This window comes from Pseudarthrobacter sp. B4EP4b, from assembly GCF_006680095.1.
Classification (GTDB): Bacteria; Actinomycetota; Actinomycetes; order Actinomycetales; family Micrococcaceae; genus Arthrobacter.
Genome location: NZ_VHIJ01000029.1, coordinates 40,708 through 66,266, shown reverse-complemented (window position 1 = coordinate 66,266; position 25,559 = coordinate 40,708). Strand labels below are relative to the sequence as shown.

General features: G+C 64.6%; 24 protein-coding genes, 1 tRNA gene and 1 riboswitch. Of the genes, 12 read left to right on the top strand and 13 right to left on the bottom strand.

Annotation, left to right across the window (positions count from 1 at the left end; translation table 11 throughout):
* Nucleotides 1-314: 314 nt before the first annotated feature.
* The 4 genes from FNL14_RS10415 (at nucleotide 315) to FNL14_RS10400 (ending at nucleotide 4,122) form a co-directional block, all read left to right on the top strand.
* Entirely contained in the window at nucleotides 315-1,055 is a 741-nt protein-coding gene (locus tag FNL14_RS10415; RefSeq protein ID WP_142059810.1) for a response regulator transcription factor, read from the top strand.
* Between the two features lie 5 nt (nucleotides 1,056-1,060).
* Nucleotides 1,061-2,563, top strand: a complete 1,503-nt coding sequence (locus FNL14_RS10410) for a HAMP domain-containing sensor histidine kinase (RefSeq protein WP_142059808.1) — start codon at nucleotides 1,061-1,063, stop codon at nucleotides 2,561-2,563.
* A 118-nt stretch (nucleotides 2,564-2,681) separates the two neighbouring features.
* Nucleotides 2,682-2,843: riboswitch (cyclic di-AMP (ydaO/yuaA leader) on the top strand.
* Between the two features lie 5 nt (nucleotides 2,844-2,848).
* Nucleotides 2,849-3,586 (top strand): hypothetical protein, encoded by a 738-nt coding sequence (locus tag FNL14_RS10405; protein WP_142059804.1) that lies wholly within the window; start codon nucleotides 2,849-2,851, stop codon nucleotides 3,584-3,586.
* Between the two features lie 92 nt (nucleotides 3,587-3,678).
* Nucleotides 3,679-4,122, top strand: coding sequence for a YdeI/OmpD-associated family protein (locus tag FNL14_RS10400; protein ID WP_142059802.1), 444 nt, complete (start codon nucleotides 3,679-3,681; stop codon nucleotides 4,120-4,122).
* Here FNL14_RS10400 and FNL14_RS10395 read toward each other — a convergent pair.
* From FNL14_RS10395 to FNL14_RS10380, 4 genes are read right to left on the bottom strand one after another with little or no spacing between them, the layout of a single operon-like run.
* Nucleotides 4,103-4,801, bottom strand: a complete 699-nt coding sequence (locus FNL14_RS10395; protein WP_142059800.1) for an HAD-IA family hydrolase — start codon at nucleotides 4,799-4,801, stop codon at nucleotides 4,103-4,105. The two genes, FNL14_RS10400 and FNL14_RS10395, sit on opposite strands and share 20 nt — an antisense overlap.
* A 23-nt stretch (nucleotides 4,802-4,824) precedes the next feature.
* Entirely contained in the window at nucleotides 4,825-5,199 is a 375-nt protein-coding gene (locus FNL14_RS10390; RefSeq protein ID WP_091422124.1) for a glyoxalase superfamily protein, read from the bottom strand.
* 45 nt (nucleotides 5,200-5,244) lie between these two features.
* Nucleotides 5,245-5,880: a uracil phosphoribosyltransferase gene (upp, locus tag FNL14_RS10385; protein WP_013599856.1), complete on the bottom strand. Its 636-nt coding sequence runs from the start codon at nucleotides 5,878-5,880 to the stop codon at nucleotides 5,245-5,247.
* 42 nt (nucleotides 5,881-5,922) lie between these two features.
* On the bottom strand, nucleotides 5,923-6,771 hold the full coding sequence (locus tag FNL14_RS10380; protein WP_255470781.1) for a phosphatase PAP2 family protein: 849 nt from the start codon (nucleotides 6,769-6,771) through the stop codon (nucleotides 5,923-5,925).
* Between the two features lie 61 nt (nucleotides 6,772-6,832).
* Between FNL14_RS10380 and FNL14_RS10375 the strand changes: the two genes are divergently transcribed.
* Nucleotides 6,833-7,339 carry a nucleoside deaminase gene (locus tag FNL14_RS10375; protein ID WP_142059798.1) on the top strand — a complete coding sequence of 169 codons (507 nt, stop codon included), beginning with the start codon at nucleotides 6,833-6,835 and terminating at the stop codon, nucleotides 7,337-7,339.
* Nucleotides 7,340-7,365: 26 nt separating this feature from the next.
* Here FNL14_RS10375 and FNL14_RS10370 read toward each other — a convergent pair whose 3' ends face one another.
* From FNL14_RS10370 to FNL14_RS10350, 5 genes are all read right to left on the bottom strand, one after another.
* A complete protein-coding gene (locus FNL14_RS10370) occupies nucleotides 7,366-7,716 on the bottom strand; it encodes a hypothetical protein (protein ID WP_142059796.1) in 351 nt (116 codons plus the stop codon).
* A gap of 64 nt (nucleotides 7,717-7,780) precedes the next feature.
* On the bottom strand, nucleotides 7,781-8,878 hold the full coding sequence (locus FNL14_RS10365) for a glycosyltransferase family 4 protein (protein WP_142059794.1): 1,098 nt from the start codon (nucleotides 8,876-8,878) through the stop codon (nucleotides 7,781-7,783).
* 4 nt (nucleotides 8,879-8,882) lie between these two features.
* The gene (locus FNL14_RS10360) at nucleotides 8,883-9,281 is read right to left on the bottom strand and encodes a 6-carboxytetrahydropterin synthase (RefSeq protein ID WP_142059792.1); all 399 of its coding nucleotides are present in this window, start codon (nucleotides 9,279-9,281) and stop codon (nucleotides 8,883-8,885) included.
* A gap of 3 nt (nucleotides 9,282-9,284) precedes the next feature.
* The gene (locus FNL14_RS10355; RefSeq protein WP_142059790.1) at nucleotides 9,285-10,343 is read right to left on the bottom strand and encodes a zinc-binding alcohol dehydrogenase; all 1,059 of its coding nucleotides are present in this window, start codon (nucleotides 10,341-10,343) and stop codon (nucleotides 9,285-9,287) included.
* A gap of 182 nt (nucleotides 10,344-10,525) precedes the next feature.
* Complete coding sequence (locus tag FNL14_RS10350) at nucleotides 10,526-12,328, bottom strand: HNH endonuclease signature motif containing protein (RefSeq protein WP_142059859.1); 1,803 nt, start codon at nucleotides 12,326-12,328, stop codon at nucleotides 10,526-10,528.
* Between the two features lie 377 nt (nucleotides 12,329-12,705).
* Here FNL14_RS10350 and FNL14_RS10345 point away from each other — a divergent pair.
* The 5 genes from FNL14_RS10345 (at nucleotide 12,706) to FNL14_RS10325 (ending at nucleotide 18,689) form a co-directional block, all read left to right on the top strand.
* Nucleotides 12,706-12,795, top strand: a tRNA-Ser gene (locus FNL14_RS10345).
* A 567-nt stretch (nucleotides 12,796-13,362) separates the two neighbouring features.
* Nucleotides 13,363-14,355, top strand: a complete 993-nt coding sequence (locus FNL14_RS10340; protein ID WP_142059788.1) for a patatin-like phospholipase family protein — start codon at nucleotides 13,363-13,365, stop codon at nucleotides 14,353-14,355.
* Between the two features lie 209 nt (nucleotides 14,356-14,564).
* Nucleotides 14,565-16,160 (top strand): CdaR family transcriptional regulator, encoded by a 1,596-nt coding sequence (locus tag FNL14_RS10335; protein WP_142059786.1) that lies wholly within the window; start codon nucleotides 14,565-14,567, stop codon nucleotides 16,158-16,160.
* The gene (locus FNL14_RS10330; protein ID WP_142059784.1) at nucleotides 16,157-17,089 is read left to right on the top strand and encodes a glutaminase; all 933 of its coding nucleotides are present in this window, start codon (nucleotides 16,157-16,159) and stop codon (nucleotides 17,087-17,089) included. Before FNL14_RS10335 ends, FNL14_RS10330 begins: the two co-directional genes overlap by 4 nt.
* 76 nt (nucleotides 17,090-17,165) lie before the next feature.
* Nucleotides 17,166-18,689: an amino acid permease gene (locus tag FNL14_RS10325; protein WP_142059782.1), complete on the top strand. Its 1,524-nt coding sequence runs from the start codon at nucleotides 17,166-17,168 to the stop codon at nucleotides 18,687-18,689.
* Between the two features lie 88 nt (nucleotides 18,690-18,777).
* Here FNL14_RS10325 and ggt read toward each other — a convergent pair whose 3' ends face one another.
* Nucleotides 18,778-20,634: a gamma-glutamyltransferase gene (ggt, locus tag FNL14_RS10320; protein WP_142059780.1), complete on the bottom strand. Its 1,857-nt coding sequence runs from the start codon at nucleotides 20,632-20,634 to the stop codon at nucleotides 18,778-18,780.
* Between the two features lie 214 nt (nucleotides 20,635-20,848).
* Between ggt and FNL14_RS10315 the strand changes: the two genes are divergently transcribed.
* On the top strand, nucleotides 20,849-22,165 hold the full coding sequence (locus FNL14_RS10315; protein ID WP_050057264.1) for an ATP-binding protein: 1,317 nt from the start codon (nucleotides 20,849-20,851) through the stop codon (nucleotides 22,163-22,165).
* Between the two features lie 9 nt (nucleotides 22,166-22,174).
* Nucleotides 22,175-23,434, top strand: coding sequence for a low temperature requirement protein A (locus FNL14_RS10310; RefSeq protein WP_142059778.1), 1,260 nt, complete (start codon nucleotides 22,175-22,177; stop codon nucleotides 23,432-23,434).
* Here the strand turns inward: FNL14_RS10310 and FNL14_RS10305 are convergent.
* From FNL14_RS10305 to gluQRS, 3 genes are all read right to left on the bottom strand, one after another.
* Entirely contained in the window at nucleotides 23,412-24,065 is a 654-nt protein-coding gene (locus FNL14_RS10305; RefSeq protein WP_142059776.1) for an HD domain-containing protein, read from the bottom strand. The two genes, FNL14_RS10310 and FNL14_RS10305, sit on opposite strands and share 23 nt — an antisense overlap.
* Before the next feature lie 26 nt (nucleotides 24,066-24,091).
* A complete protein-coding gene (locus tag FNL14_RS10300; protein WP_255470780.1) occupies nucleotides 24,092-24,292 on the bottom strand; it encodes an AsnC family protein in 201 nt (66 codons plus the stop codon).
* 82 nt (nucleotides 24,293-24,374) lie between these two features.
* On the bottom strand, nucleotides 24,375-25,274 hold the full coding sequence (gluQRS, locus tag FNL14_RS10295; protein ID WP_142059772.1) for a tRNA glutamyl-Q(34) synthetase GluQRS: 900 nt from the start codon (nucleotides 25,272-25,274) through the stop codon (nucleotides 24,375-24,377).
* Nucleotides 25,275-25,559: the final 285 nt, after the last annotated feature.

Below are 25,559 nucleotides of genomic sequence, written 5' to 3'. Positions count from 1 at the left end.
TGCCGTTTTGGGGAACTTAATTCGGACCGGAGTCCGGTTTCCCACCTTTTGTTCAAGTGCATGTGGAATACCAAAATCGGCAGGCCGGAGACGGTTCTTGTCCAGCGGCGCGCCGTCCCAAGGAAGAAAATTCGTCCGATCTTTCCAGGGGAGACCCAGGAATGCCTCTCTAGAAGAGTCTCAAAGTCTCTGCCCGCCCCACTCACTGTCCTGCCGCAACATCACCTCCACATCCAGGTGGCTAGGCTGGGGTTCACAGCCGGGACACAGGAATCCCAAAGCCCCGGCTCAACGAGTGATCGGAGAGTTGTCCCATGGCCACACCGCACTCCATGACAAACAACCTTCCCCAGCTCTCCCACCCCGACGGAGCCCCCATCCGCGCGCTGGTGGTTGATGACGAGCCGAGCCTCTCAGAACTCATGAGCATGGGCCTGCGCATGGCCGGCTGGTCCGTTGCTGTGGCAGCGGACGGGCCGGAAGCAGTGAAGCTTGCCAAGGAGTTCCGCCCGGACGTCCTGGTCCTGGACGTTATGCTGCCCGGATTCGACGGCGTTGAGCTGCTGGGAAGGATTCGCACCTTCGCTCCCGAGGTCCCGGCACTGTTCCTGACGGCCAAGGACGCAGTGCAGGACCGGATCGTGGGCCTGGCAGCCGGCGGAGACGATTACGTCACCAAGCCGTTCAGCATGGAGGAAGTCCTCCTGCGGCTGCACCGCCTGGTCCAGCGTTCCGGGGTGGCCGCCATGGATACGGCTGAGCTGGTGGTGGGCGACCTCGTCCTGAACGTCGACACCCGCGAGGTGAGCCGGGCGGGCGAGGAACTCCAGCTCACGGCCACCCAATTCGAATTGCTCCGTTACCTGATGGAAAACCCCAAGCGGGTCATCAGCAAGGCGCAGATCCTGGACCGGGTCTGGGATTACGACTTCGGTGGCCAGGCCAACATCGTGGAGCTCTACATCTCCTACCTGCGCAAGAAGGTGGATGCGGTGCATCCGCCCATGATCCACACGGTGCGCGGGGCCGGATACGTCATCAAGCCAGCGGAGTAGGCGCCATGGCCTTGCAACAGGCTGCGTCCCAGCGGCGGAGCTGGCTGAAGCCGAACACCTGGCACCTGCGCACCCGCCTCATCCTCCTTGCCATGACACTGCTGATCTCCATTTGCGGCGCGGTGGGTATGGTCAGTTACGCCTCCATGGACGCGTTCCTCACCCGCCAGCTTGATGACCAGCTCAGCCAGGCGGCGGAGCGGTCGAACGATCCGGGCCGCCCTCCCATGGGCGGCTTCAAAGGCCGGGATCCCCTCGACGCCCGCGGCCAGAGCGTGGGCACCCTGAACGCCCGCATCCTCAACGGACAAGTCAACAGCGCCGGGTTCCTGGCCTCGGACACCACCCGCTCGCCACTGTCCGCCGAGGACAAGCAGGCCCTGCTGGCTTTGGCTACAGATGCACAGCCGGTGGACCGCACCCTCTCCAACGGCGACTACCGGTTGACAGCCGCGAAGACGGACTTCGGCGACGTGTTGGTGACCGGGCTCCCCCTCGCTGGCAAGGAAAGTACGCTCGCTTCCCTCGTCTGGACCTTTGTGTTCGTATCCCTGGGCGGCCTGCTGCTCATCGGGCTGGCAGGAACAGTGCTGATCCGGCGCACCATGAAGCCGCTCGAGCAGCTGTCAGAGGTGGCCACGCGCGTTTCGCAGCTGCCGCTGGACGCCGGCGAGGTGGCACTCGCGGTGCGCGTGCCGCCGTCGAACTCCAATCCGGGAACGGAAGTGGGCAGCGTGGGCCACGCGCTCAACCTCATGCTGGACAACGTGGCCAACGCGCTGCAGGCGCGGCAGAAGAGCGAAACCAAGGTGCGGCAGTTTGTGGCTGATGCCTCGCACGAGCTGCGTACTCCCCTCACGGCCATCCGCGGCTACACGGAACTAATGCGGATGACCGAGAACTTCACCCCCGACGGCGAAAAGTCGCTGGCGCGCGTGCAGAGCCAGTCTGAGCGCATGACCGCCCTGGTGGAAGACCTGCTGCTGCTGGCCCGGCTCGATGAGGGCCAGCCGCTCAAGCTCAGCGAGGTGGACCTCACGCAGCTGGTGATCGAGGGCGTCAGCGACGAAAAGGTGATGGCCCCCGGCCACAACTGGCGGCTGGAGCTTCCCGAGGAGCCCGTGGTGGTCAACGGCGACGCCTCTCAGCTGCGCCAGGTCCTGATGAACCTGCTCTCCAACGCACGCAAACACACTCCCGCCGGAACCACTGTGGTAACCGGGGTGCGCACGTCCTCTGAAGGCGCGGCGGTAGTAACGGTAACGGACGACGGCGGCGGGATCCCGGCAGAGTTCGTGGACCACGTCTTCTCGCGCTTCGCCCGCGCAGACGCGGCCCGGAAGGGCGCGTCCGGCCAGTCCGGTGCCGCCGTTGCCGAAGGCACCAGCGGGCTGGGCCTGTCCATCGTGGAATCCATCGTCGAGGCCCACGGCGGCAGGGTAACGGTGACGTCACAGCCAGGGCGGACCCAGTTCGCCCTGCACCTCCCCCTTCATTCGCTTTCGTAGCAAAGCGACGCGCCGCCGTCGTGATCTCTGTTACCAAAATGTGACTTAAGCGTCGGACTCCTGTACCGTCGATTGGGTGAGGTTCCTGATCGGGAACCCATATCCGGATGACGCCAAGCTCTGCCGCTTCCCGGATTCCGCTTGAGCAACGGCAGAGGCGGGGGACCCACCGTCCCGGGCAATGAGTGCCCTTGGGGTTAAGCACGCACGTGAATTTTTCCGTGCGGCCGGATGCCCTCATCCGAACCCGACAGCTAACTCCGCAGGTGTGAGAGGCGATTCATTATGTCCAAATTCCTGGTTAAACCGCGCCCGAAATCCGGGTCTGCACCCCACGCCGGACGCAAAGCCGGCAAGTTTCCCTTCATCGGCAAGCGCGCCGCTGTCTTCGCGGCATCCGCTGCACTGCTGGTAGGTGTCGGGGCGGCCGGACAGGCTACCGAGTCAAGCATCAGGGTTGCCGCCACCGAAACCCAGGCGGCCGAGGCCCAGTCCAACCTCAGCATCGAGAAGAGTGAAATCCGGGCCAACCCGGCACCTGCCCCCGCTGCGGAGGAGATCGCGGTGGCCCCGCAGGCGGCAGAGCCTGCACCGGCACCCGCTGTAGAGCCAGCACCGGTGCCCGCAGCCGCGCCCGCCCCGGAGCCGGCACCGGCCCCTGCTCCCGCTCCTGAACCGGCCTCCGCCCCTGAGCCTGCCGCCGCCGTCGCGGTCAACGACCCCGCCGGTGCGCAGGCTTACGCCGCCGGCCAGCTTGGCAGCTACGGCTGGGCACCGGACCAGATGCAGTGCTTGGTGACCCTGTGGGACAAGGAGTCCGACTGGACCACCACTGCCACGAACGCCAGCAGCGGCGCGTATGGCATCGTCCAGTCCCTGCCCGCTGAAAAGATGGCCAGCGCCGGCCCGGACTACCTGACCAACTACCGCACGCAGATCAACTGGGGCCTGAACTACATCCAGGAGCGCTACCAGTCCCCGTGCGGCGCGTTGAATTTCCACCTCTCCAACAACTGGTACTGAGCCCACAACTCGTACTGAGCACCCGGCGAACCGTGCCCCATGGCGCGCGCCGTATCCGTGGGAGTGGCAAAAGGCCCGGCATACTGTGACCCATGAAGTTCACCACCACCATCCAAGGCAGCGGAAACAAGACCGGCATCGAAGTTCCCGATGAGGTCCTCGCGGCCTTGGACGCGGGCAAACGGCCGCCTGTAGTGGTGACCATCAACGGCAGGAGCTACCGCAGCAGCATCGCGGTGATGGGTGGGCAGAACCTCATTTCGCTCAGCGCAGCCAACCGCGAATTCGTTGGCGTTTCGGCTGGGGACACAGTTGACGTAGTCATCGAGCTCGACACCCAACCCCGGGTGGTTGAAGTCCCCGAGGACCTTGCCGCTGCGATGGCGGCGGAACCGGCGGCCCTGCAGTTCTACGCCACACTGAGCTACAGCGCGCAGCGACGGTACGTGGAGCCGCTGGCCGAGGCCAAGACGCCCGAAACGCGGTCGCGGCGTATAGCCAAAGTGGTAGCCGACCTTAAAGCCGGAAAGAAATGACTGTCCGGCCTGCCTCGTCCTGACTCGTCTGAACGGTGACAGTACTGTAATCCGCTACGTGCAGGACGCCTGCGGGCAGCGGGCCGGTGTTGGGTCCCACGGCCACCGTTCGGATCCCGGCGGCCACCCCTGCGGCGATTCCCGCTGGAGCGTCCTCGAACACCACGGCGTCCGCCGGTTCCACGCCAAGGTTGGCGGCGGCCTTCAGGTATCCCTCCGGATCGGGCTTGCCGCGGGTCACCAGTTCAGCTGTGACTGCCACAGCCGGCATGGGCAGGCCGGCTGCTTCCATTCGGATGTCAGCCAGGACGACGTCGGCAGACGTGACCAGGGCTACGGCGTCCGCCGGCAGGGCTGCCAGCAACCGGACAGCGCCGGGCAGGGCCACAATCCCTTCGGTCCGGACGCGTTCCATCGCGCCGAGTTCGGCAGTCAGTGCCGGCACATCAGCACCCGCAGGAGCAAACCGGGTGACAGTATCGCGTGCCTGGACGCCGTGCGAGGTGCGGAGAATCTCCTCCAGGTCCAGCCCGTAGCGCGCGGCGAATTCACCCCAGACCTGCTCTACCACGGCGGTGGAATCGACCAAGGTGCCGTCCATGTCAAAGAGGACGGCGCGGCACGTCAGGTTCCGGGTTCCGGCACGGGTGGAGGTTCCGGCGGGGGTGGCGGCAGTCATGGTCCCCATTCTGCCGGTAGATGTCAGCTTTCGCGGCCCGGGATGTACTGGACCGCCCACTTGTTGCCGTCGGGATCGGCAAAGTACACGAAGTGGCCCCATTCCTGCACGTCCACGTCGCTGACGTCCACTCCGTTGTCCTTCAGGTGCTTGTGGGCCGCGTGGATATCGTTGACCACCAGTTGGAGGTTCGACCCGGATCCGGGAGGCGCGTCCGTAAGCCCTTCCCCAATGCAGATCGAGCAGGCCGAGCCGCGGGGGGTCAGCTGGACAAAGCGGATGGAGTCCGAGGGACGCTCATCGAAGTCCGGGTTGAATCCCACCTTGTTGACGTAGAAATCCTTGGCGCGGTCCACGTCCGATACAGGGACAAACACAAGTTCCAGTTTCCAGTCCATCCGCACAGGCTAGCGGCGCGAGGGGGAATGGAAAAGGGTTGTGGGCTAGCCTGCGATGCCGTACAGGCGGTCGCCTGCATCCCCGAGCCCGGGAACGATGTAGGACTTCTCGTTGAGCTTTTCGTCGATGGAGGCCAGGACGATGGTGACGTTCGCTCCCGAGAGTTCCTCTTCCAGCTTGGCCAGGCCTTCCGGGGCGGCCAGCAGGCATATGCAGGTCACATCGGAGGCGCCGCGCTTGAAGAGGAACTTGATGGCTTCGCGCAGGGTCCCGCCGGTGGCCAGCATGGGGTCCAGGACAAAGATCTGCCGGTCCGTGAGGTCTTCCGGGAGGCGTTCGGCGTAGGTAATGATGTCCAGGGTTTCCTCGTCGCGGGCCATGCCCAGGAAGCCCACCTCGGCAGTGGGGACAAGCTTGGTCATGCCTTCGAGCATGCCCAAGCCGGCGCGCAGGATAGGCACCACCAGCGGGGTGGGCTTGGTGAACGCGGTTCCCACGGTGGTGCTGACCGGCGTTTCGATGGTGACCGGTTCGGTGCGGACCTCACGGGTGGCCTCGTAGGCGAGCAGCGTCACCAACTCCTCCGTCAGCTGCCGGAAGACCGGGGACGGAGTGTTTTTGTCCCGCAGGACGGTGAGCTTATGGGCGACCAGGGGGTGGTCCACAACGAGAGTGCGCATGGGTCAAAACTACCACCCGGTAGTTGGACAGATTCCCTGGCGTTAGCCCCCTGCGCCTGTCTGCGGGGGGCCGCCGTCGCTCCTTCCTGGAGTGCCGCCGTCGTGCGTTGCCGCAGTGCCGGCGCCCTGCTGCTCCTCGCCGGTATGGTCTTCGCGGATGACCGGATGCTCGAACGTGGGGGCAGGCCCGGCATGCTCGCGCTTCCGGATCAGATGGAACAGCCGGTGGGCAAGGATCACCATGCACACCCAGGCGAGCCCCAGGGACCACCCGGCCATCACGTCCGTGAGCCAGTGATGCCCCAAAAAGACGCGGCTCAGGCCCATGGCGATGATGAAGATCACTCCGGCGGTGATGGCTGTAATCCTGGCCCAGAGGATCTGGAACTGCAGGCACATGATGTAGACCAGCACCCCGATCACCACAGTGGTATTCAACGTGTGGCCGCTGGGGAAGGACGGCGTTGACTCGTAAGGCGGAACTGCTTCCGAATGGTCCGGGCGGGTCCTGCCTACCAGGCGCTTGCCGAACGTGGTGGCGGTGGTGGAGACGAGCGCTGCCCCGCCCACCAGGACGATGGGTCGCCAGGTCCGGCTCAGGAAGGTCAGCCACGCCGTGAGGATACTGGCGAGGATGGGCATTCCGATTCCGCCGCCCACGTTGGTGAAGCCGGTGGCGAAGGCATCGAGTTCCGGGTTCCGCAGGGTTTGCGAGTATTCCAGGGCAGGAATATCCAGGCTGGCCAAACCTTCGTCATCCACCACATTCGCATAGACCTCGGCACCGAGCAGGGCCAGTGTGAGCACCAGGGCCCCGCCAATGATCAGGGTCAGCCACAGTGCCGCATACGGCTTGATCCACATGTCCACACGGTCTCGGACGGTGCTCATTATGCCTCCCGGCGGATGTACGTCACGGGCTCCGGATATCCTTTGAAACTATCATTGAGCCATGGTCTCCGCAGAGAAGAATCACGATGTGTGGATGGGTTTTGCCCTGGCGGAGGCCCGCCGTGCCCTGGTGACTGAGGATGTGCCGATCGGCGCCGTGGTGATAGGGCCCGACGGCGCTGTGCTGGGTTCTGGACGGAACCAGCGGGAGGAGCTGGGAGACCCCACCGCCCACGCAGAGGTGGTGGCCATCCGGGAGGCCGCTGCACGGTTGCGGGAGCTGTCCATGGCCGACGGCGGGAGCGGCGACGGCTGGCGGCTGGCGGACTGCACCCTGGTGGTGACGCTGGAACCGTGCGCCATGTGCGCCGGCGCGATTGTCCTGGCCCGGATCCCCCGCGTGGTTTTTGGGGCGTGGGACGAGAAGGCAGGCGCCGCTGGTTCGGTGTTTGACGTCCTCCGCGAGCGCCGGCTCAATCACTGGGTTGAGGTGTACGCGGGGGTGCGCGAGGCCGAATGCGGCGGGCTGCTGCGGGACTTTTTCCTGGAGCACCGTACGCGGATTTAGGGTGCTTGGTTTCAAGCCCCGATTTTTCAGGCCGCCCGGGCGAAGCCGAAGTGCTGCTCCGCCAGCCGGACCAGGTGCTCCGGAACGTCCGCTTCCTCCCAGTGCCTGCCCCGACCCAGAAATACGGCTGTTCCGCGTACAAGGTGGCCGTCCGCACCGCACTCGCTCAGCAGCTGGGTTGCGCGGAGGTTGGGAAGCAGGCCCGAAGCGTGACCCTCCGCGTTCACGTAGACGTGCCAGTCTCCCCGGATGATGCCCTCCGCGGGCCCGCCAACCAGCTGTTCCAGGTCGCGCGGAAGGTCTTCCAGGCGCTCCAGCCGCAGGGGGTCCGTACTGTTCGCCGGAATGATCAATGCTGTGTAATTTGCCGTGTTCACGATGGTTTCTCCACCTGATTTAACAGCTGTGAGCGATCGGATGTTCCCGCTGCATCGGTGGCACCTAGGGCTCTGTGTCCCTTGTTTCTGAGCCTGCCATGGTGGTGACTGCCTCCAGCACAAGCCGGGCCGGCCGCTTCCATCCGGGCAGCCTGTCCCTTGTCTCCAGGGCTGCCGCCCGCCACGCTTCCCTGGTGCCGCCGTCCTGCAGCCAGTCCCGCAGCACTCCCGCCAGGAGGGCCGGATTGTCGGGAGCATCAGTGCCCGGAATGCGCACAGCCGTTCCCGGCAGCCGTCCGTTTTTCCCTTCGCCAGGCGCGGCAAAGCTCAGAGCCTCCACAGCGCCGGTTCCTGCCCGTACCACCGCGGGGATTCCGTGTGCCAGTGACTCCGTGACCACCATGCCGAACGCCTCAGCTTTTGAAACCAGGACGCTGAGGTCTGCGCGGTTCCATTCGGCTTCGAGTGCCGGGCCCTTCCGTTCACCGGTCATCCGCACCCGGCTCTCCAGCCCATGAGCGGCGACGGCTGCACGCACACGTCCTGCGTAGTCCGGGTCTGCCTCGACCGAACCCACCAGTGATGCGGTCCATTCGAGCTCCCTAATTTGGGCCAGGGCTTCGACCACCAGCACCTGGTCCTTGTTCGGCAACAGCGCGGCCACGGTAATGATGTGCGGCGGAACCGAGCCTTCCGCCAACGGCGCGCTGTCAGTCCCGGGCAGGGCGACGCGGAGTCCCCGCAGGTGGTGGCGCTTTTCGAGGATGTCCGCGGCCCAACTGCTGGTGCAGATGACTCCCGAAGCCGCGCGAAGCGACCGGGCCTCGAGATCGTAGTTTGCCGGCGCCGGCATATGCACCAGTACCCAGGTTTCCCGTCCGGCTTTGGCGGCAGACTCCAGCGAATCAGGTGCACCCATGGCGATCAGTCCGTCGACAATTGCCACGGCTGCCCCGGGCACCTCGCCAGGTTCCCCTGCGCCGAGCATGGTGTCCAGCCGCCGTTGTTCCTTTGCAGTGGACTCCGGCCAGGAGCCTTCCACCGGGAGCACTTCCACTTCGGCACCCAAAGCCCGCATGCTCGCTACCAGCCGGGCGTTGTAGACGTTGCCGCCCGAGTTATGGCGGATGTTGGCGGGCACGAGCAGCCGAAGGAGGTGCATGGGTTCAGGCGGCGCGAAGGTCCAGGGAGTATGTTGCCCATGCGTCAGGGTTCTCCCGCAAGGTGACGTCGATTCCGGCGAGCTGGCCGCCGTCGTCGTCTTCCTTCAGCTTTTCCGCCACGGAGTGCGCGATGTATTCCGCCAGGGCCTCGGTGGTGCTGAGCTTGCCTTCGAAGTCAGGGTGCTCGTCCAGGTTCCGGTAGTTCAGCCCCGCCAGCACCTCCTCGATGATGGTGCCTGCGGCGCCGATGTCCAGGACGATGGCGTTTTCGTTGAGAGTACGACGCCGGAAAGCCACCTCCGCGACAAACGTTGCCCCATGGAGGGACTGGGCAGGACCAAAAGCCTCCCGGGGAAGGCTGTGGGCGATCATAAAATGGCGGCGGACGGTCAGGCTGAACATGGGCTACCTCTGGTCTTCGGCGGATGCTTCGCGGATGGGGTTTTCGGGGTGGGCTTCCCGGTATTTTTCGTCCTGGGGGTACTCGATGACGTGGCACAGTGCGTCCAGCGTGCCGTCTGCCAGTTCCTGCACCACGCCGGGCAGTTCGGAGAACGGTGAAGAGCCGGTCAGGAAGGCATCGAACACCGGATCCGCGAGGAGTGATACTGCCAGGTCCAGGCGGTCGGCGTTCGTTCTGCGATGCCGCCGCGCCCGCGCCACTGCTCCTACCTGGCTGGCCCTGATGGACAGCCGGCGGGCGTGGAAGTCTTCTCCCAGCGGGAGGGTGACCTCGCGGTTGGCGTACCAGGACATCTCGATGACGTCGCCTTCATCACCCACCAGCTGCAGGCTGCGCTCCAGCCCTTCTTGGGAAGCGGAACAGTGAAAAACGATGTCGCAATCGGCAAGGGCATCGTCCGGGTGGACGAACTCCACACCCACGGTGTCTGCAAGCTGCTTCCGCCCCGGATCCAGGTCCACGAGTTGCAGGCGCTGCAATGGAAAGCTCCGCAGCAGGGCAGCAACCATGCCGCCCACCAGGCCTGCACCGACGACGGCGACGCGGTCACCCAGGCGCGGACCGGCCTCCCACAGGGCATTAACAGCTGTTTCCACTGTTCCGGTGAGGACCGCGCGCGGGGACGGTACGTCATCCGGAATTTTGGTGAGCGCAGCCAACTCCACTACGTACAGGTCCTGATGCGGGTTCAGGCAGAACACGCGCTGGCCGATCCACTCCGCCGGCCCTTCCTCCACCACGCCTACGGACAGGTAGCCGAACTTCACAGGACCGGGGAAGTGCCCCTCCTGATGCGGGGCGCGCATCTTTTCTGCGACCCGGGGCGGGACCGAGCCGTGGTGGACCACCATCTCGGTGCCTTTGCTGATTCCCGAGTACAAGGTACGGACCAGGGCCTCACCTGCTCCGGGTGCCGGCAACTCCTCGGGCCGGAGCTCACCGTGCTCCCGGGCCGTCGTCCAGTAAGCCGTTGCATGTCTTGGCGCGCGTGAATTAGTCATCTTGCTGATGAATCTAGCGGCCTTGGTGCGTTGGGGAAAGTTGAGGCAGCCGAGCCGCACGCGCAGAGTTCCAAGGCTCGCTCGATTCGCACGACCTTTGGTTCCGTACACACTCGCTCCGGTCACATTCGATGGCACTCAATGTCCACAGCTTCAAGCATTACGAAGCCCTCCACGACGGTTCACGTGACGCCCGCACTTGACTCCCGGACTGTCTCCGGGAAGAGGTCTTCCGGGATCGGGTCTTTGGTGGTGTCTGCCGATAGGAACCAGTCCGCAAACGTCTCTTCGGGAATCTCGTTTCGCCAAGATTCAGCGGCAGCTGAGTAGTCCGGCGGTGGCCATTTCTCCAAGGGGTCGCCGGATGGTGGGCACAGATCTGACGGGTCATCGGGCGGCTCCCACAGGTCCAGGAGGTCGTCAAAGGCGCGGATGCTTTCCGGCACGGCGGAGTCTGGCCAGTGGGGTGGTTCCCAGTCCTGGTGTTCGCTTTTGTAGTGCCTGCCGGTGGGTGAGGTCCAGCCGGGTGGTTCGGTTTTGCTGGCCGGGGTGGGTTTCCAGCCGCTGGTGTGGCGCAGCTTGTGGTGCTTCGGGCAGGGCTGTCCCAGGTTGCTGATCCCGGTGCTGCCGCCCTGATGCCAGGCCAGGATATGGTCAGCCTCGTTGTCGAGCGAGTTGTTGTTGCAGCCGGGGAACGGGCATTTGCCGTCCCGCAACCGAAGCCAGTTCCGCATCGCCTTGCTCACCCGGTAGCTGGTGCGGCCAATCTCCAGCGGCGCCCCATCCCGCGGATCCACCAGAACCCGGTAGAACGAGGCCGCGCCATCGGCGACGAGCCTGCGTGCCATTGAGGGCGGGATGGGCCCGTGCCCGTCCAGCATTGCTGGCTCATCAGTTGAGCCCATGAGGGAGAAGACCGGCACGGTGACCAGCACTTGTGCCCGGATCCCCGACAACGGGCCCGGCGCTGTTCCTGCACCGCCTCCATCACCGGCAAATTCATCGCCACCGGGCGCGCCGGCCAGGTTGTTCCCGGGCTTGAGTTCAGCGCCTGCACTGTCCGTCTCGTCGTTCCCGGCACTGGTGTGGCCGCCGGTACTGTCAGCAACACTGCCAACTGTGGTGCCGGTGTTCAGGAGTGCTTCGGTGAAGGTGTCGGCTTTGATCTCGGGCAGGGTGCGGGGCTCGTTCGGGCCTTGCTTTCCGCGGGCGATGGCCGTGAGCCTGTTGCAGATTGCCGAGGCCCGGTCTGCGGGCAGGAGCGCAGCGACCCAGGCCATCCCGTCATGGTCCGGCCAGTACTCCACCCTCCGGTCCGCCACACCCTTGGCGTGGCGTTTTTCCAGGCTTTCGGGGTGGTGGCGTTCCCGCCAGGTCCTGGCCCTGGCCTTGAACCGGTAGGCCGGCATTTCCCCGACCGGGCACCCGCGGGCCGCGCCCGGGGCATCCGGGTCCAGGAAATGGGCCTCCAACGCCGCCGCCGCGGCAGGGTCGAGGCAGGAGGTCTGCTCCACCATGGTCCGGGCGTGCGCCCAAGACATCGTCCCGGCCTGCAACGCCGCCAACGCCCTGGGCAATGACGTGGTCAACGCGTGGGACTCTGCCAGCAGGGCGCCAGCGGCCCGGTCGCCGATCGCCAGCGCACACCCGACCTCAGCCACCAGGCTCCGCTCCTGCGCCGACGCCTCGTAAGGAGACGAAGCCGGACCATTCAACGCCTTCGTCCCGTCAGCGACCACCGCCACGGCCAGCGCTTTCACCGCCGCCATCTTCGCCTCCGACCGCCCCACCGCAGCCAAAACATCCAACGCCCCATCCACCAACCGCTGCAACGGATCATCATCGGATCCGCCGGCGCCACAGGAAACAGGACCGGAAGAGTCCGGGCAAGACCCGGGACTGTCCTGGCCGGTCAGCACAGCCATAAACGCAGCGACCGAAGCATCAACCGCCGCCTCCGCCTCCACCACCGGGTTCGTTTCCATGCCTCCATCATCGTGCGGGGGTATGACAAAACCGGGCGCCTCCGAACACGCAGCGGGCGCACCAGCGACTTCCTCCACCTGCACCACCGCCCGGTCCGTTCCCATACCTCCATCCTCGCGAGAGGGTCTGACAAAACGGCGCCCGTTGAGGCAGTCCCCCACAAAATCCTTAAAACTTTCTTGAGGCTCCTTCCGAACGTTTTGAAGCTCCTCCCCAACTCGCCTGCTAGACATCGCCTGCCCGCGCTGCGTGCCCGTGCTTCGCCGGGGTCAGGCACCAGGAAGGGCGGACGAGCAAGACGGAAAGCGGGGCAAAGGGCCTCCTCCGTCAGCCCGTTTTGGGGTTGGGCGCCTCGCTCCGGTACCCTATTGAGGTTGGTGACGTGTCCGAGCGGCCGAAGGTGCAACACTCGAAATGTTGTTTGGTGTAAAAGCCAACGTGGGTTCAAATCCCACCGTCACCGCCAATAAGAAAGGCCCTGCTTCCCTTGAAACAAAGGGAAGCAGGGCCTTTCTGCTGTTCGTTCCAATACACGTGGGCCATCTGAGTTGTGGAGCGCACGCGGCCGCGGCAGCACCGCCGTCGGACTTCATCAGAAGTGGAGCGATGGGCTAAAGCGGCAAGAGCTGATGAAGCGTTGTAGGGAAAGCGGTAAAGCCTGATGGGGCGTTGGATGGACAGCCCACAAGGGTCGAAAGCTACAACTCCCAAGCACCCCAGCCACGCTAAATTTCAAAAGCTTAGCCACCACGGAATTTCCCCGCGATCAGTCGGAAGCAAGCCCCTCCCCTACACACGTTTTGTCCTATAACCCGAAGTCGTGGAGCCGCCGGCGCAGGGCAGCCAGCGGTAGGATGCCGTTGTGCAGCACGGGCTGGCGTGGTAGTTTTCCCGTGATCGTGATCTATCGACAGGAGGTGAGTCCCATGAACGCAGTATCCGCATTGGGCGCTCCCTTGGATTCCACGATCGCGCGACACAGATAGTCGCCGCCGGGAGCGCCACCACAGGCAATTCGCGAAAGGCGACTCCCATGAACACAACATCTTCTTCCCCTCTGCACTCCGCCCCGATGCCGGCTTCTGGCCCGTCGAATGCCGACCAGGATCGGCAGCAGCCTGACCCCACAAAATGGGCACACTCAACGAGTCGGGCCCTCGTCCTTGGCGGCGGCGGATCGACAGGCAACGCCTGGCTGATCGGCGTCATGGCCGGCCTGTTCGATAGCGGGCTGGACGTCACCACAGCCGATCTGACTATTGGAACTTCAGCCGGCTCCACGGCCGCAGCCCAGATAGCTGGTGCGTCGCCGTCCGAGCTCTTTGCCGCAATCCTTGCCGCTGCGCCCCAAAAGCGGCCTGTTCCGGCTGGATCCGTCCCGGAACGCGTTGCCACCAGGCCTGTGACCGACCACCTGGAGAGGATCAACAACATCATCGCCTCCTCTGAGAATGCGGCGGACATGCGCCGGAAGATGGGTGCGGCAGCACTGGGCATGGAGGCGGCGTCGGACGGTTCCTGGCAAGCACAGTGGCGCAGCATCGTCGCCGCGCGGCTGGACAGTCAGGGGTGGCCGCAACGAAGGGTGCTCATCACCGCTGTCAATGCCAAGACCGGCGAACCGGCGGTCTTCGACCGCCACAGCGGAATCGACCTGGTGGACGCCATCGCCGCCAGCTGTTCCAGTGGCCTTCCCTACAGGATCGGAGATATCCCCTACATCGACGGCGGCTACCGGTCCAACGCAGAAAATGCCGATCTGGCAGCCGGATACCAAAGGGTGCTGGTGCTCTCACCTTTCGGCGGAAAATCACTGGTCCCCAAGCACTGGGACCTGCACCTCGCAGCCCAGGTCGCCGAGTTACGGGCGCATGGCAGCAGGGTCGAGACGATCTTCCCGGACAGCAAAGATGAGCACATGTTCGGCGCGAATGCGATGAATCCCTCGCTCCGTCCGCCCGCTGCCCAAGCCGGTTACCAGCAAGGTGAGGCCCTTGCCGGGCAGCTGGCGGACTTCTGGCGCTGAGCTCCGGTCCACGCGCTGAAGCTCCCAGCGGCGCCGCCAGCCAGGCCCGTCGGCCGGCATAAGGGAAGAGCAGGCTTCCCGGCTTGGACAAGGGTCCGAAAAAGGGCCACCGAATTGGGGTAGCCTCACAAATTCTGCGGGATCATGGCTGGATACCATGGGCTGACCGGACAGAGCCGTCCGGTGGCCGATCGACGCAGAAGGAACCCATGACCGCGGTTACGGTGGACCACATCCTTTCGGATCTCCCGCTGGGGTTCGCGAGCCTTATCCTCCGCCCGTTGAACGGTTCTCCCATCGAACGTTTCCTGATCGCTGACGCTGAGGATGAAATGCCCGACGGCGTCGGCGCGTTTGTCCTCTTGATTGGGGTCCGGGGGCGGTCGGCTTTGCCCGCGTTGCGGCGTCTCCTGCAGAACCCGCCGCCGGTGGTCGCCGTCAAGGGAACGCGCGAAGAGCTCGCCGAGGCTGAGGAGCTGCTGCGCGACGCAGGCACCGGCCTGCTCCTGGTGAACCCGGCTGCCGACTGGGACCGTCTGCTCTCCATCGCCAAGGACAGAATCCAGCCGCGCAGCTACCAGAGCGAAGTCCTGACACTCCTGGAAGAAGACCTCTTTGCCATCGCCCAGACCACGGCCAGGCTCACCTCGAGCCACGTGGTCATCGAGGACGCGGCCAACAAAGTCTTGGCGTACTCCACCGTCTCGAACGACATCGACGAGCTTCGCAAAGCCTCCATCCTGGCCCGCCGGGGGCCCCGGAAATACGAACTGTTGTTGAAGGACCTGGGCGCCTACCGTGAACTGCACGGAACACGGCTCCCGGTGCGCGTACCGGCAAGGCCCCAGGACGGGCTGCGGGAACGGGTGGCCATCACGCTCTTCGCCGGGGACCGGATCATGGGCTACATCTGGCTGCAGGAGACCGGCGACGGTTTCGGCCCCGATGTTGACCATGTGCTGAAAGGTTCAGCCGCCCGGACCTCAACTGAGCTGATCCGCTACCGCAACCAACAGTCGGTGCACATGCGCGAAGACCGGATTGCGCGGATACTTTCCGGCCCGGCGGAGGCAGCAGCCAGTGCGCACAGCGAGAAGATCCCCGCAGAACGCCCGGCGGCGCTGATCCTGATTGGGATATCCGATGCGGAAGCCCAGGCCGACGACGCCGCCCTGAAGCACGGCGAGCTTGCCAACCTCGCGTCCATCCACGCAGCCGCCTACAAAGCCTCGGCAATTGTGGGTCAGTTCAAAGGCGATACCGCCGTAATTGTTCCAGGCCTGCAGTCCGCAGCAGCCGAACCGGGACTCCGGGCACTGGCCGAGTCGATCGTGCGCGATGCACGCAAGCACCTGGGCATCACCCCGTTTGCGGCGGTGGGTCCCGTGGTCCCTGACCTGTTGTCCATCCACTCCATCACCCGCATCGCCGAGGCGCTGTTGAGGTGCGTCAGCGGGGCAACCCAAACATCCGTGGCCACAGTGGACGACTTTGAGGCTGAGATCCTTTTCCAGGAGGCAGTGCAGAATTTTGCGTCCTCGACCTTCCGCCACCGCACCCTCTCGGCGCTGCTTCGGGACGACCCTGAACTGGCCGAAACCCTGCGGACGTACTTTGAAGCCTCGCTTGACGTTGCCGAATGCGCCCAACGGATGAAACTGCACAAGAACACCGTCTACTACCGGATCAGCAAGGCCTCCAGGGTGACCGGCCTGGACTTCGGAAACCCCCGGGACTCGCTGGTGGCCTTGCTCCATATCCAGGAATGGGCCGGAATATCCTCACAACAATCAGGCAGGAAATGACTACAGCACTTGAGGCGCCGCCACTAGGCCCCCTTCTGGACGACCTCGTCCAAAGCCACCGCCCGGGGCGGGAGACCGGTTCCGTCCCGGCAAACATTCCGTTCCTGGCCGACGTTCCTTTCGACACCTTCGGAATAGCCGTTGCCACCACGTCCGGCCAGCTCTTCAGCTCCGGTGACGCTGGGGTCCCCTTCTCCATCCAGAGCATCTCCAAAGTGTTTACGCTGGCCATGGCACTCCGGGGCGACACGAGCGGAACCCTGTGGACCCGCGTCCTGCGTGAGCCCTCCGGTACCGCGTTCAACTCGCTGGTCCAACTGGAGGTGGAACACGGAATCCCGCGCAACCCCTTCATCAACGCCGGCGCACTGGTGGTCACGGACCACCTCATGGAAGCAACGTCCGACGCCGCCACGCAGCTTTTGCGGTTCCTCACCACAGAGGCCGGCAGCAGCGGGCCGTACATCGATGAGGCGGCAGCGTCCGGTGAGCTGTCCAGCAGCAGTCGAAACCTGGCACTTGCGCACTTCCTGAAGGATTTCGGCAACCTGAGGCAGTCGGCGGAATCCGTGGTGGAAAATTACGTCCGCCAATGCTCCATCATGATGACCTGCGTCGAACTCGCCAAGGCCGGGCTCTTCCTGGCCCGGGAGGGCCAGGGAACCCTCGGACGTGTCCTGTCCGCCAGCGATGCCAAACGCATCGGCTCCATCATGCTGACCTGCGGCATGTACGACGCCGCCGGAGAGTTCGCGTACCGGGTGGGCCTTCCCGGTAAGAGCGGTGTGGGCGGTGGCATCCTGGTCATCGTTCCGGGTGAATGCGCTATCTGCGTCTGGAGCCCCAGGCTGGATGCCAAGGGCAATTCCCTTGCCGGGACTGCTGCCCTTGCCGATCTTTCCGACCGCACCGGCTGGTCGGTCTTCTAAGACCGCCGCCAGAGAATCCCCAAACAAAAAATTTCCCCCACCCCAGTTAGATCTCCCCAGATCGAAAGGATCACCCATGTCCAACAACCCCAATGACGAGGTTGCAGTACACGAGATAGACGGTGGGCATGCGCATGCCTCCGAGAGCTCCCTTCACGCGGAGGATAAGGGCTATCACAAGAATTTGAAGCCGCGGCAGATCCAGATGATCGCGATCGGCGGTGCGATCGGTACCGGCCTGTTCCTGGGTGCCGGCGGCCGGCTGAACGCGGCGGGCCCGTCCCTGGTCATCGCCTACGCCGTGTGCGGGTTCTTCGCGTTCCTGATCCTGCGCGCCCTGGGCGAACTGGTCCTGCACCGGCCCTCCTCGGGCTCGTTCGTGTCCTACGCGAGGGAATTCTTCGGCGAAAAAGCCGCGTTCGTGTCCGGCTGGTTCTACTGGATCAACTGGGCCACCACCACCATCGTGGACATCACCGCCGCCGCCCTGTACATGCACTTCTTCGGCAACTACATCCCCTGGATGGCCGACGTCCCGCAGTGGGCCTGGGCCCTGACCGCCCTCATCGTCGTCCTGGCCCTGAACCTGGTCTCAGTCAAGGTCTTCGGCGAAATGGAATTCTGGTTCGCCCTGATCAAAGTCGCCGCCCTGGTCATCTTCCTCATCGTCGGCACTTACTTCGTCATCTTCGGCACCCCCGTGGACGGCCAGCAAGTCGGCCTGAGCCTGCTCTCGGATAACGGCGGGATCTTCCCCAACGGCCTGCTGCCCATGATCATCCTCATGCAGGGCGTCCTGTTCGCCTACGCCTCCATCGAACTGGTCGGCACCGCCGCCGGCGAAACCGAAAACCCCGAAAAAATCATGCCCAAGGCCATCAACTCCGTGGTCTTCCGCATCGCCGTGTTCTACGTCGGCTCCGTGATCCTCCTGGCCCTGCTCCTGCCCTACACCTCCTACGAAAAAGGCGTCAGCCCCTTCGTGACGTTCTTCGGCTCCATCGGCATCCAGGGCGTGGACGTCATCATGAACCTCGTGGTCCTCACCGCCGCCCTGTCCTCCCTGAACGCCGGGCTCTACTCCACCGGCCGGATCCTGCGCTCCATGTCCGTCAACGGCTCCGCCCCGAAATTCGCCTCCCGCATGAACAAAGCAGGCGTGCCCTACGGCGGCATCGCCATCACCGCCGCCGTCTCCCTCCTGGGCGTCCCGCTGAACTACCTCGTCCCCGCCCAGGCCTTCGAAATCGTCCTCAACGTCGCCTCCGTCGGCATCGTCATGACCTGGGCCACCATCGTCCTGTGCCAGATCCAACTCAAACGCTGGGCCGACAAAGGCTGGCTCGAACGCCCCTCCTTCCGCATGTTCGGCGCCCCCTACACCGGCTACCTCTCCCTCCTCTTCCTCGTGGGCGTGCTGATCATGGTCTTCATCGACTCACCCCTGACCATGCTCGTCACCGCCATCGCCTCCATCCTGATGGTCATCGGCTGGTACGCCTGCCGCAAACGCATCCACGAAATCGCCGAAACCCGCGAAGGCCACACCGGCCTCTCCCCCGTCATCGCCAACCCACCCGCCGAGACGTTCAAGAAGTAGTACCTACAGCGCACGACGGCGGCACCCCAGGTTCTCGAATCCAAGAGCCCGGGGTGCCGCCGTCGTTAGTTGTCGTTCAACCCCGGTTTTAGCGTGACGGGTTGACGACCATCGCCGAGCCGCCGCCACGCCGGACGGGTTCGGCTACCGCCCTGACCTTGTTGTCATCGAGGAACTCGATGGCTGTGGCCGCGCCTATGTCGGCCGCCGATGTACCCGGGTCACCTGCCGCGGCAAACTTGTGGCCGTACTTAGATGCAAGAGCCTTGCCGTTATCAGAATCGATGAAGGCTTGCTCAGCGGAAACATTAGCGGCGTTCCGCTGCGACGCGCGGGGAGCGGCCAGGGCGTCTTCGATCTTCATCGTGAGATCGATTCGGTTGACGAGCGTTTGCAGCACCGTGGTGATGATGGATGCACCGCCTGGCGAACCGAGTGCAAGGAAGGGCTCACAGTCCTTCAGCACGATGGTGGGCGACATTGACGAGCGGGGACGCTTGCCGGGCTCGATCCGGTTCGCCTCTGTCGGGTTGTAGACGTTGTTGAAGTCGGTCAGCTCGTTATTCAGGATGAAGCCCCGGCCTGGAACCGTGATGCCGGACCCGCCGGTCTGCTCAATGGTGAGGGTGTACTCCACCACGTTGCCCCACTTGTCGGAGACGGTGAGGTTTGTGGTGTTGATGTTTTCAGTGTCCTTCTCGTCCCCGAGCGCAGCGGGCTCGATGTCGCAGGCGCCGTTGTAGTCCGCCACGTCACCTGCCGGAACGGGCTTCTCCGCCGCATGCAGCGGATCGATCTCGCAGGCACGTTCCTTGCCGAACACCGGGTCCAGCAGTTGTTTCACTGGAACGTCAACGAAGGCGGGGTCACCCACATACTTGTTCCGGTCGGCAAACGCCAGGGCGGTTGCTTCCAGGTAGTGGTGCAGGACGGCGGCCTCGTCATTCTCTGCAAGTGCGGGCAGGTCAAACGTCTCCAGAATGTTCAGGGCCTCGCCTACGGTGGTACCGCCGCTGCTTGAGGGGGCCATGCTATAAACGTCGTAGCCCCGGTAGTTCACGTGGGTCGGATCCTGGTCCAGCGCACGGTACTTCGCAAGATCCTTGGTGGTCATGAACCCGGCGGGCACGGGCAATTCCGTGTCGGCGGATTTTGGCGGGTTTTGTACTGCCTCCACGATGTCCTCTGCAAGCGGACCCTCGTAGAAGGCCTCTGTGCCCTTGCTGGCCAGGAGACGATATGTATCAGCGAGGTCGTGGTTCTTGAAGACTGAGCCTACTTTGGGCAGCTTTCCACCGGGCAGGAAGAGCTCCCTGGTGGAGGGGAAGGCTTCGAAGCGCACCTGGTTGTCCTCAGTCTGCTGCCTGAACGTTTCGTCAACCTCGAAACCGTCGGTTGCCACCTCGATGGCCGGTTCCAAAGTTTCCGCGAGGCTCATGCTCCCCCAGCGATGAAGCGCCCGTTCCCATGTGGCCGGAGTGCCCGGAACACCTACAGAAACACCGCTGGTCACCAATTCAGGTGTGAAGTTATACGGCGCGCCAGTCGGACTGTTGGGGTCAACGAACGCATCCGTTGGCATAGCCGCCGGTGCAGTCTCCCGACCGTCGATGGTGTGGACTTTCTTGCTCTTCGCGTCGTAGTAGACAAAGTAGCCGCCCCCGCCGATACCGGCAGAGTAGGGCTCCGTCACTCCGAGAGTTGCAGCCGCAGCGACGGCGGCGTCGACGGCGTTGCCGCCTTTGCGGAGGACTTCGATGGCCGCGGCAGAGGCGTCCACGTCAACAGTGCTGACGGCGCCCCCGTAGCCTGTGGCAGTAGGCTCTTTTTTGGTCTCATCGCTGGACCCGGAGTGGGCAGAAGCAGGACTTACTAACGCTCCGGTGGTTACGCTCATTGCCAGCGCAGCCGTTATTGCGGCTAACCGGCGTCCCAGAATTGGCATGATGGCTCCTGAACGGGTTTTGAGTGATGTCAGTCACGCTACTCCTCGGGCAGGGGACCCTCAACGGAATGAGCTACCCAACGGGGTACCCCAAAAGCGTCATGCAACCGGCCGGCAACGTCCCTGCGGGGATGGATCGCATATGCTTCCTGTGCAGCTCAATCACCGCGGCGCGCGGCACGTGCGTTCAACGACGAACAGACCGGGAGACGGCATGACCAACTGGCGGATCAGGGACTTCCACTCATCAGACCTGGACGGGATCCTGCATCTCTGGGAAACCCTCAAGTCCCACAACGTGGAGCCGGTCTACGCCCTCTCCGAGGTCCTGGCATCCTGCGAAAAGGACCACGCCGTAGTGGCCGTCCAGGGCGACCAGGTGGTGGGTGCCGCCGTCGGACGCGCCGCACACGACCAGGGCTGGATCGTCTTCCTCGCCACCCTGCCTGAATACCGTGGCCGCGGCATCGGCACCTCACTGCTGGCCGCCGTCGAAAACCGGATGGCCCCGCATGGGCTGAACAAACTCTCGGCACTGATGCCCGAATCCGAGACCCGGGTGGAGGCATTCCTGGGCCGCGGCTTCGCACTCAAGAAAAACCTGCGCTACTTCGAACGCACCATCCCCGTCCAGCGCCAGGAACTCGGCGCGCTCGGCCAGCTCGGGGGACGCGTCCTGGCCCGCGACCTGTGGGAAAACGTGGCGGGCATGCGCAAAGAAAAGGAACTGCTCGAACGGCGCCTGGTCCTGCCCCTTGCCGAGGCCGACCTCGCCGACGAATTCGGCGTGGTTCCGCCGCGCGCCGTGGTCCTCTTCGGCCCGCCCGGCACCGGGAAGACCACCTTCGCCAAAGCCATCGCCTCCCGCCTGGAATGGCCCTTCGTCGAGGTCTTCCCCTCCCGGCTCGCGGCAGATCCGCAGGGCCTGGCGGGAGCGCTGCGCGAAACGTTCCTGGAAATTGCCGAGCTGGAGCACGCTGTGGTGTTCATCGACGAGGTGGAGGAGATCGCGTCCCAGCGCTCCGGTGAACCGCCCTCGCCGCTGCAGGGCGTCACCAACGAACTGCTCAAGATCATCCCGGCCTTCCGCGAACAGCCCGGCCGCCTGCTGGTCTGCGCCACCAACTTCATCCGCGCCCTGGACACCGCCTTCCTGCGCCACGGCCGCTTCGACTACGTCATCCCCATCGGCTTGCCTGACCGGCAGGCCCGCGAAGCCATGTGGCAGCGCTTCATCCCCGCGCCTGTGGTGGACGCGGTGGATGTGGAGCTGCTCGTGGAACGCACCGAGGGATTCTCCCCCGCGGACATTGAGTACGCGGCGAGGAGCGCTTCCCAGCGCGCGCTGGAAAAAGCAGTGTACGACGACGGCGGGCTGGCTTCCGGCGGGACGGTGTCCGTCCGGGAGGCGGTGCGGAAGGGGCCCTCCACCCAGGATTACCTTGATGCCATCGCCGAAACCCGGACCACCGTCAGCGCGGAAGTCCACCAGGACTTCCTCGAGGACATCGACGCGCTGGGCCGCGTGTAGCTTTTACTTATGTCCTCCAACCCCCTCCGGCACGCCATGGCGCGCATGGGCGGACGCGACCCGCACGAGAAACACCGGGCTGCCACACCGCTTGAGCTCTTTTTCGACCTGACCTTTGTGATCGCGTTTGGTGTGGCCGGCAGCCAGTTTGCCCACGAAATTGCGGAAGCACACTTCATCCCGGGCCTGCTGGGGTTCTCCTTCGCAATGTTCGCCGTGATCTGGGCATGGATCAACTTCACCTGGTTCGCCAGCGCCTACGACACCGACGACTGGATCTTCAGGGTGGTCACCATGATCCAGATCGTGGGTGTCCTGATCCTCGCCATGGGGATTGAGCCGATGTTCCGCTCATTGGTGGAGGGCAAGCACGTAGACAACGCGGTCATTGTGGGCGGCTACGTGATCATGCGGCTGGCGCTCGTGGCCCAGTGGCTGCGGGCAGCACGGCAGGACCCGGCCGGCCGCGACACGTGCCTGCGCTACGCCAAGTACCTCGTGGTGGTCCAGCTCGGCTGGATCGCGGTGCTCTTCATCGAGGCCGACGTTCCGACCACTCTCTTCATGATCGTCCCCTTGATTGCGCTGGAGATGGCCACCCCGTATGCGGCAGAGCGCAAGGCGCGGACCCCGTGGCACGCCCATCACATTGCCGAGCGGTACGGACTCCTGGCGATCATCGCTCTGGGCGAGTGCCTCATCGGTGCCATTGAAACGCTGCGGGCCATCGTGGCCAGCCACGGCTGGAGCGTGGATGCAGCGCTCGTGGGCTTCGGCGGGACGGCGCTGGCCTTCGGCATGTGGTGGATCTACTTCCTGCTGCCTGCCGGCCGCGCACTCCACCTGCGCCGGTACCGGTCCTTCCTCTTCGGCTACGGCCATATTCCGATCTTCGCCGCGATCGCTGCTACCGGCGCCGGACTGCATGTGGCCGCCTATTACATTGACCACGAGGCGCACATCAGCGCAGCAGCGGCGGTGGCCGCCATTGCGGTTCCGGTGGCGCTGTTCAAGGCCTCACTGACGTGGCTGTACAGCGTCATGCTTGGTCCGGACCGGACTGTCATCACCGTCGCAGTAGGGGTGCTGCTGGCGCTGGGCGCCTCAGTGGGCCTGGCCGCGGCGGGCGTCTCCGTCCCGGTGTGCCTGCTGGTGATCGTGCTGGCACTCGGCGCTTCCATTGTTATCGATGAGCGCCGCGGATCGGAGCGGCTCCACCATGCCCTCGAGAAGCTGGAAGCGGAAACTACCGCTCCTCAGCAGTCCTAGCGTCAGGCCCGGCCGCACCATCGGCGTCCGTTCCCTCGTAGGACAGGTTCTCGTAGTCGGTGGTGTCTTCCTCATCCAGCCGTTCGTCCAGTTCTTCCAGCAGCCAGGGATTCACCCGGGCGAGGATTTTTCGAACCTCTTCCACCTCGACTGCCGCGTAAAGCACCGGCCGGGCATCGCGGTATTTGGTGACGGGGGGCTTGTCCGGCCACTTCTCCGCCAGTGCCCTGACCCGTTCCGGCAGTGAGTTGTGGGCGTTGTCCGCGATCTTGACCAGGGCTGCGTCGTGGTCCTCGGCAATCTCGCGGATTCCGGACTGGTAGTCGTCCGGGTTCTCGTGCAGCCGGTTGGTAACGCGTTCGATAATTTCCACGGCCCGCTCGGACACACCCATGTCCAGCAGTGCCTGCCGTGTTATCGGCGTGTCCTCGGCGATGTCGTGCAGGTACCCGGCAATCCGGATGTCGTCGTCGAAGTCGGCGAGCGCGTCACCGACTGCCAGGACGTGGTCCTTGTACGGGCGCTTCAGTTTGTCCTTCTGCCGGTTGTGGGCCACCTCGGCCAGTACCTTGGCAGTCTCAACGGTGAATCTGGGCGCAGGACTCTGGTCCGGCATTTGCTCTTCTGACATGTCCCAAGCCTAGGCGGGTCAGGTGGCTACTGTTTGCCGTACTTCCGGTGCACCGCCTGTTTGCTGACACCCAGGCACAGCGCAATGGCCTCCCAGGACAGTCCCGCCTGCCGTGCGCCGCGGACGAGCGCGGACTCAGTGCGGCTGACTTCCTTCTGCAATTCCGCGACAGCGTGCAGTGCCTCCGCAGGCCCCATGCCGTCCATTGATCCCACCAGCGTTTTCATCCGCTCCACCTCCATGCCGTCAACATTAGTTGACGCTCCTGCCTTCGTCAACCGAAGTTGACGTAGCGGGCTAAGGCTCCCATCAGCTGGAACCCGGTGAACCCATGCCCGTCCACACCCAGGGCTCCCGGGGAAGGGCGGCCGGGTCGAAGGCGTCCACCGCACGCTCAAGCCTCCCGGCCGGAAGCCCCAGCGACGCCAGAAGCCGGTCCCGCACCGCATCGGAGGGAATGCCCGCCAAGGCAAGGTCACGCAGCGTGACCGCACCATCCCGCTTAGCCAACCGGACGCCGTCGGAATTCACCACGAGCGGAACATGGGCATATTCCGGTACAGGAATATTCAGGAGCGAGGCGAGGTAGGCCTGCCTGGGGGTGGACGGGAGCAAGTCATCGCCGCGGACCACCTGGTCAATGCCCTGCTCGGCGTCATCCACCACCACCGCCAGGTTGTAGGCATAGACGCCGTCGTTCCGGCGGAGCACAAAGTCATCCACCACCCCCGCATAGGCTCCATGGAGCACATCGTGAACGCGATACTCCGCAACACCGGCCCGGAGCCGCACGGCAGCGGGCCGGGTGGAGCGCTTGAACTCCAGCTCGGCCGGGTCCAGGTTCCGGCAGGTCCCAGGGTAGGCACCCTGCGGGGCATGCGGCGCAGAAGGTGCCTCCTGGATTTCGCGCCGCGTGCAAAAGCATTCGTAGGTGAGGCCCGCGGCCTGGAGCCGGGAAATTGCCGCAGTGTAAAGGGCCCCCCGGGCAGTCTGGCGCACCACATCGCCGTCCCACGTCACGCCGATGGCCGCCAGGTCCCGCAACTGCTCCGCTTCCGCACCGGACCGTGCCCGGTCCAGGTCCTCCACGCGGAGCAGGAAGGTCCGGCCGGATGAGCGCGCAAACAGCCATGCGAGGATGGCGGTCCGAAGATTTCCTACGTGGAGTTCACCGGAGGGGCTGGGCGCAAAACGGCCGGCAGAGGTCATGGATCCACCCTATGCGGGCGGCAGGCGGGGCCGGCTCCCTGCGTGCGCGGACAAACACAAGAGCCCCTCAGCTACCGATGACATCGGGTAAACCGGCGTCGGTAACTCAGGGGCTCTTGCCGTGGTTGCTTCAATGACCATGGTGTGAACAAGCGTCAATCAGCGGCGGCCTCCTTGCGGGAAGCGGTGTGCAGTTGCCGGGTGGTGTACCGGAGAACCTGTAGCCTGCGGGAATCAGCGGTAGCTTTTGCCCTTGTTGCCACAATTTGAGCAGACACCCTACAG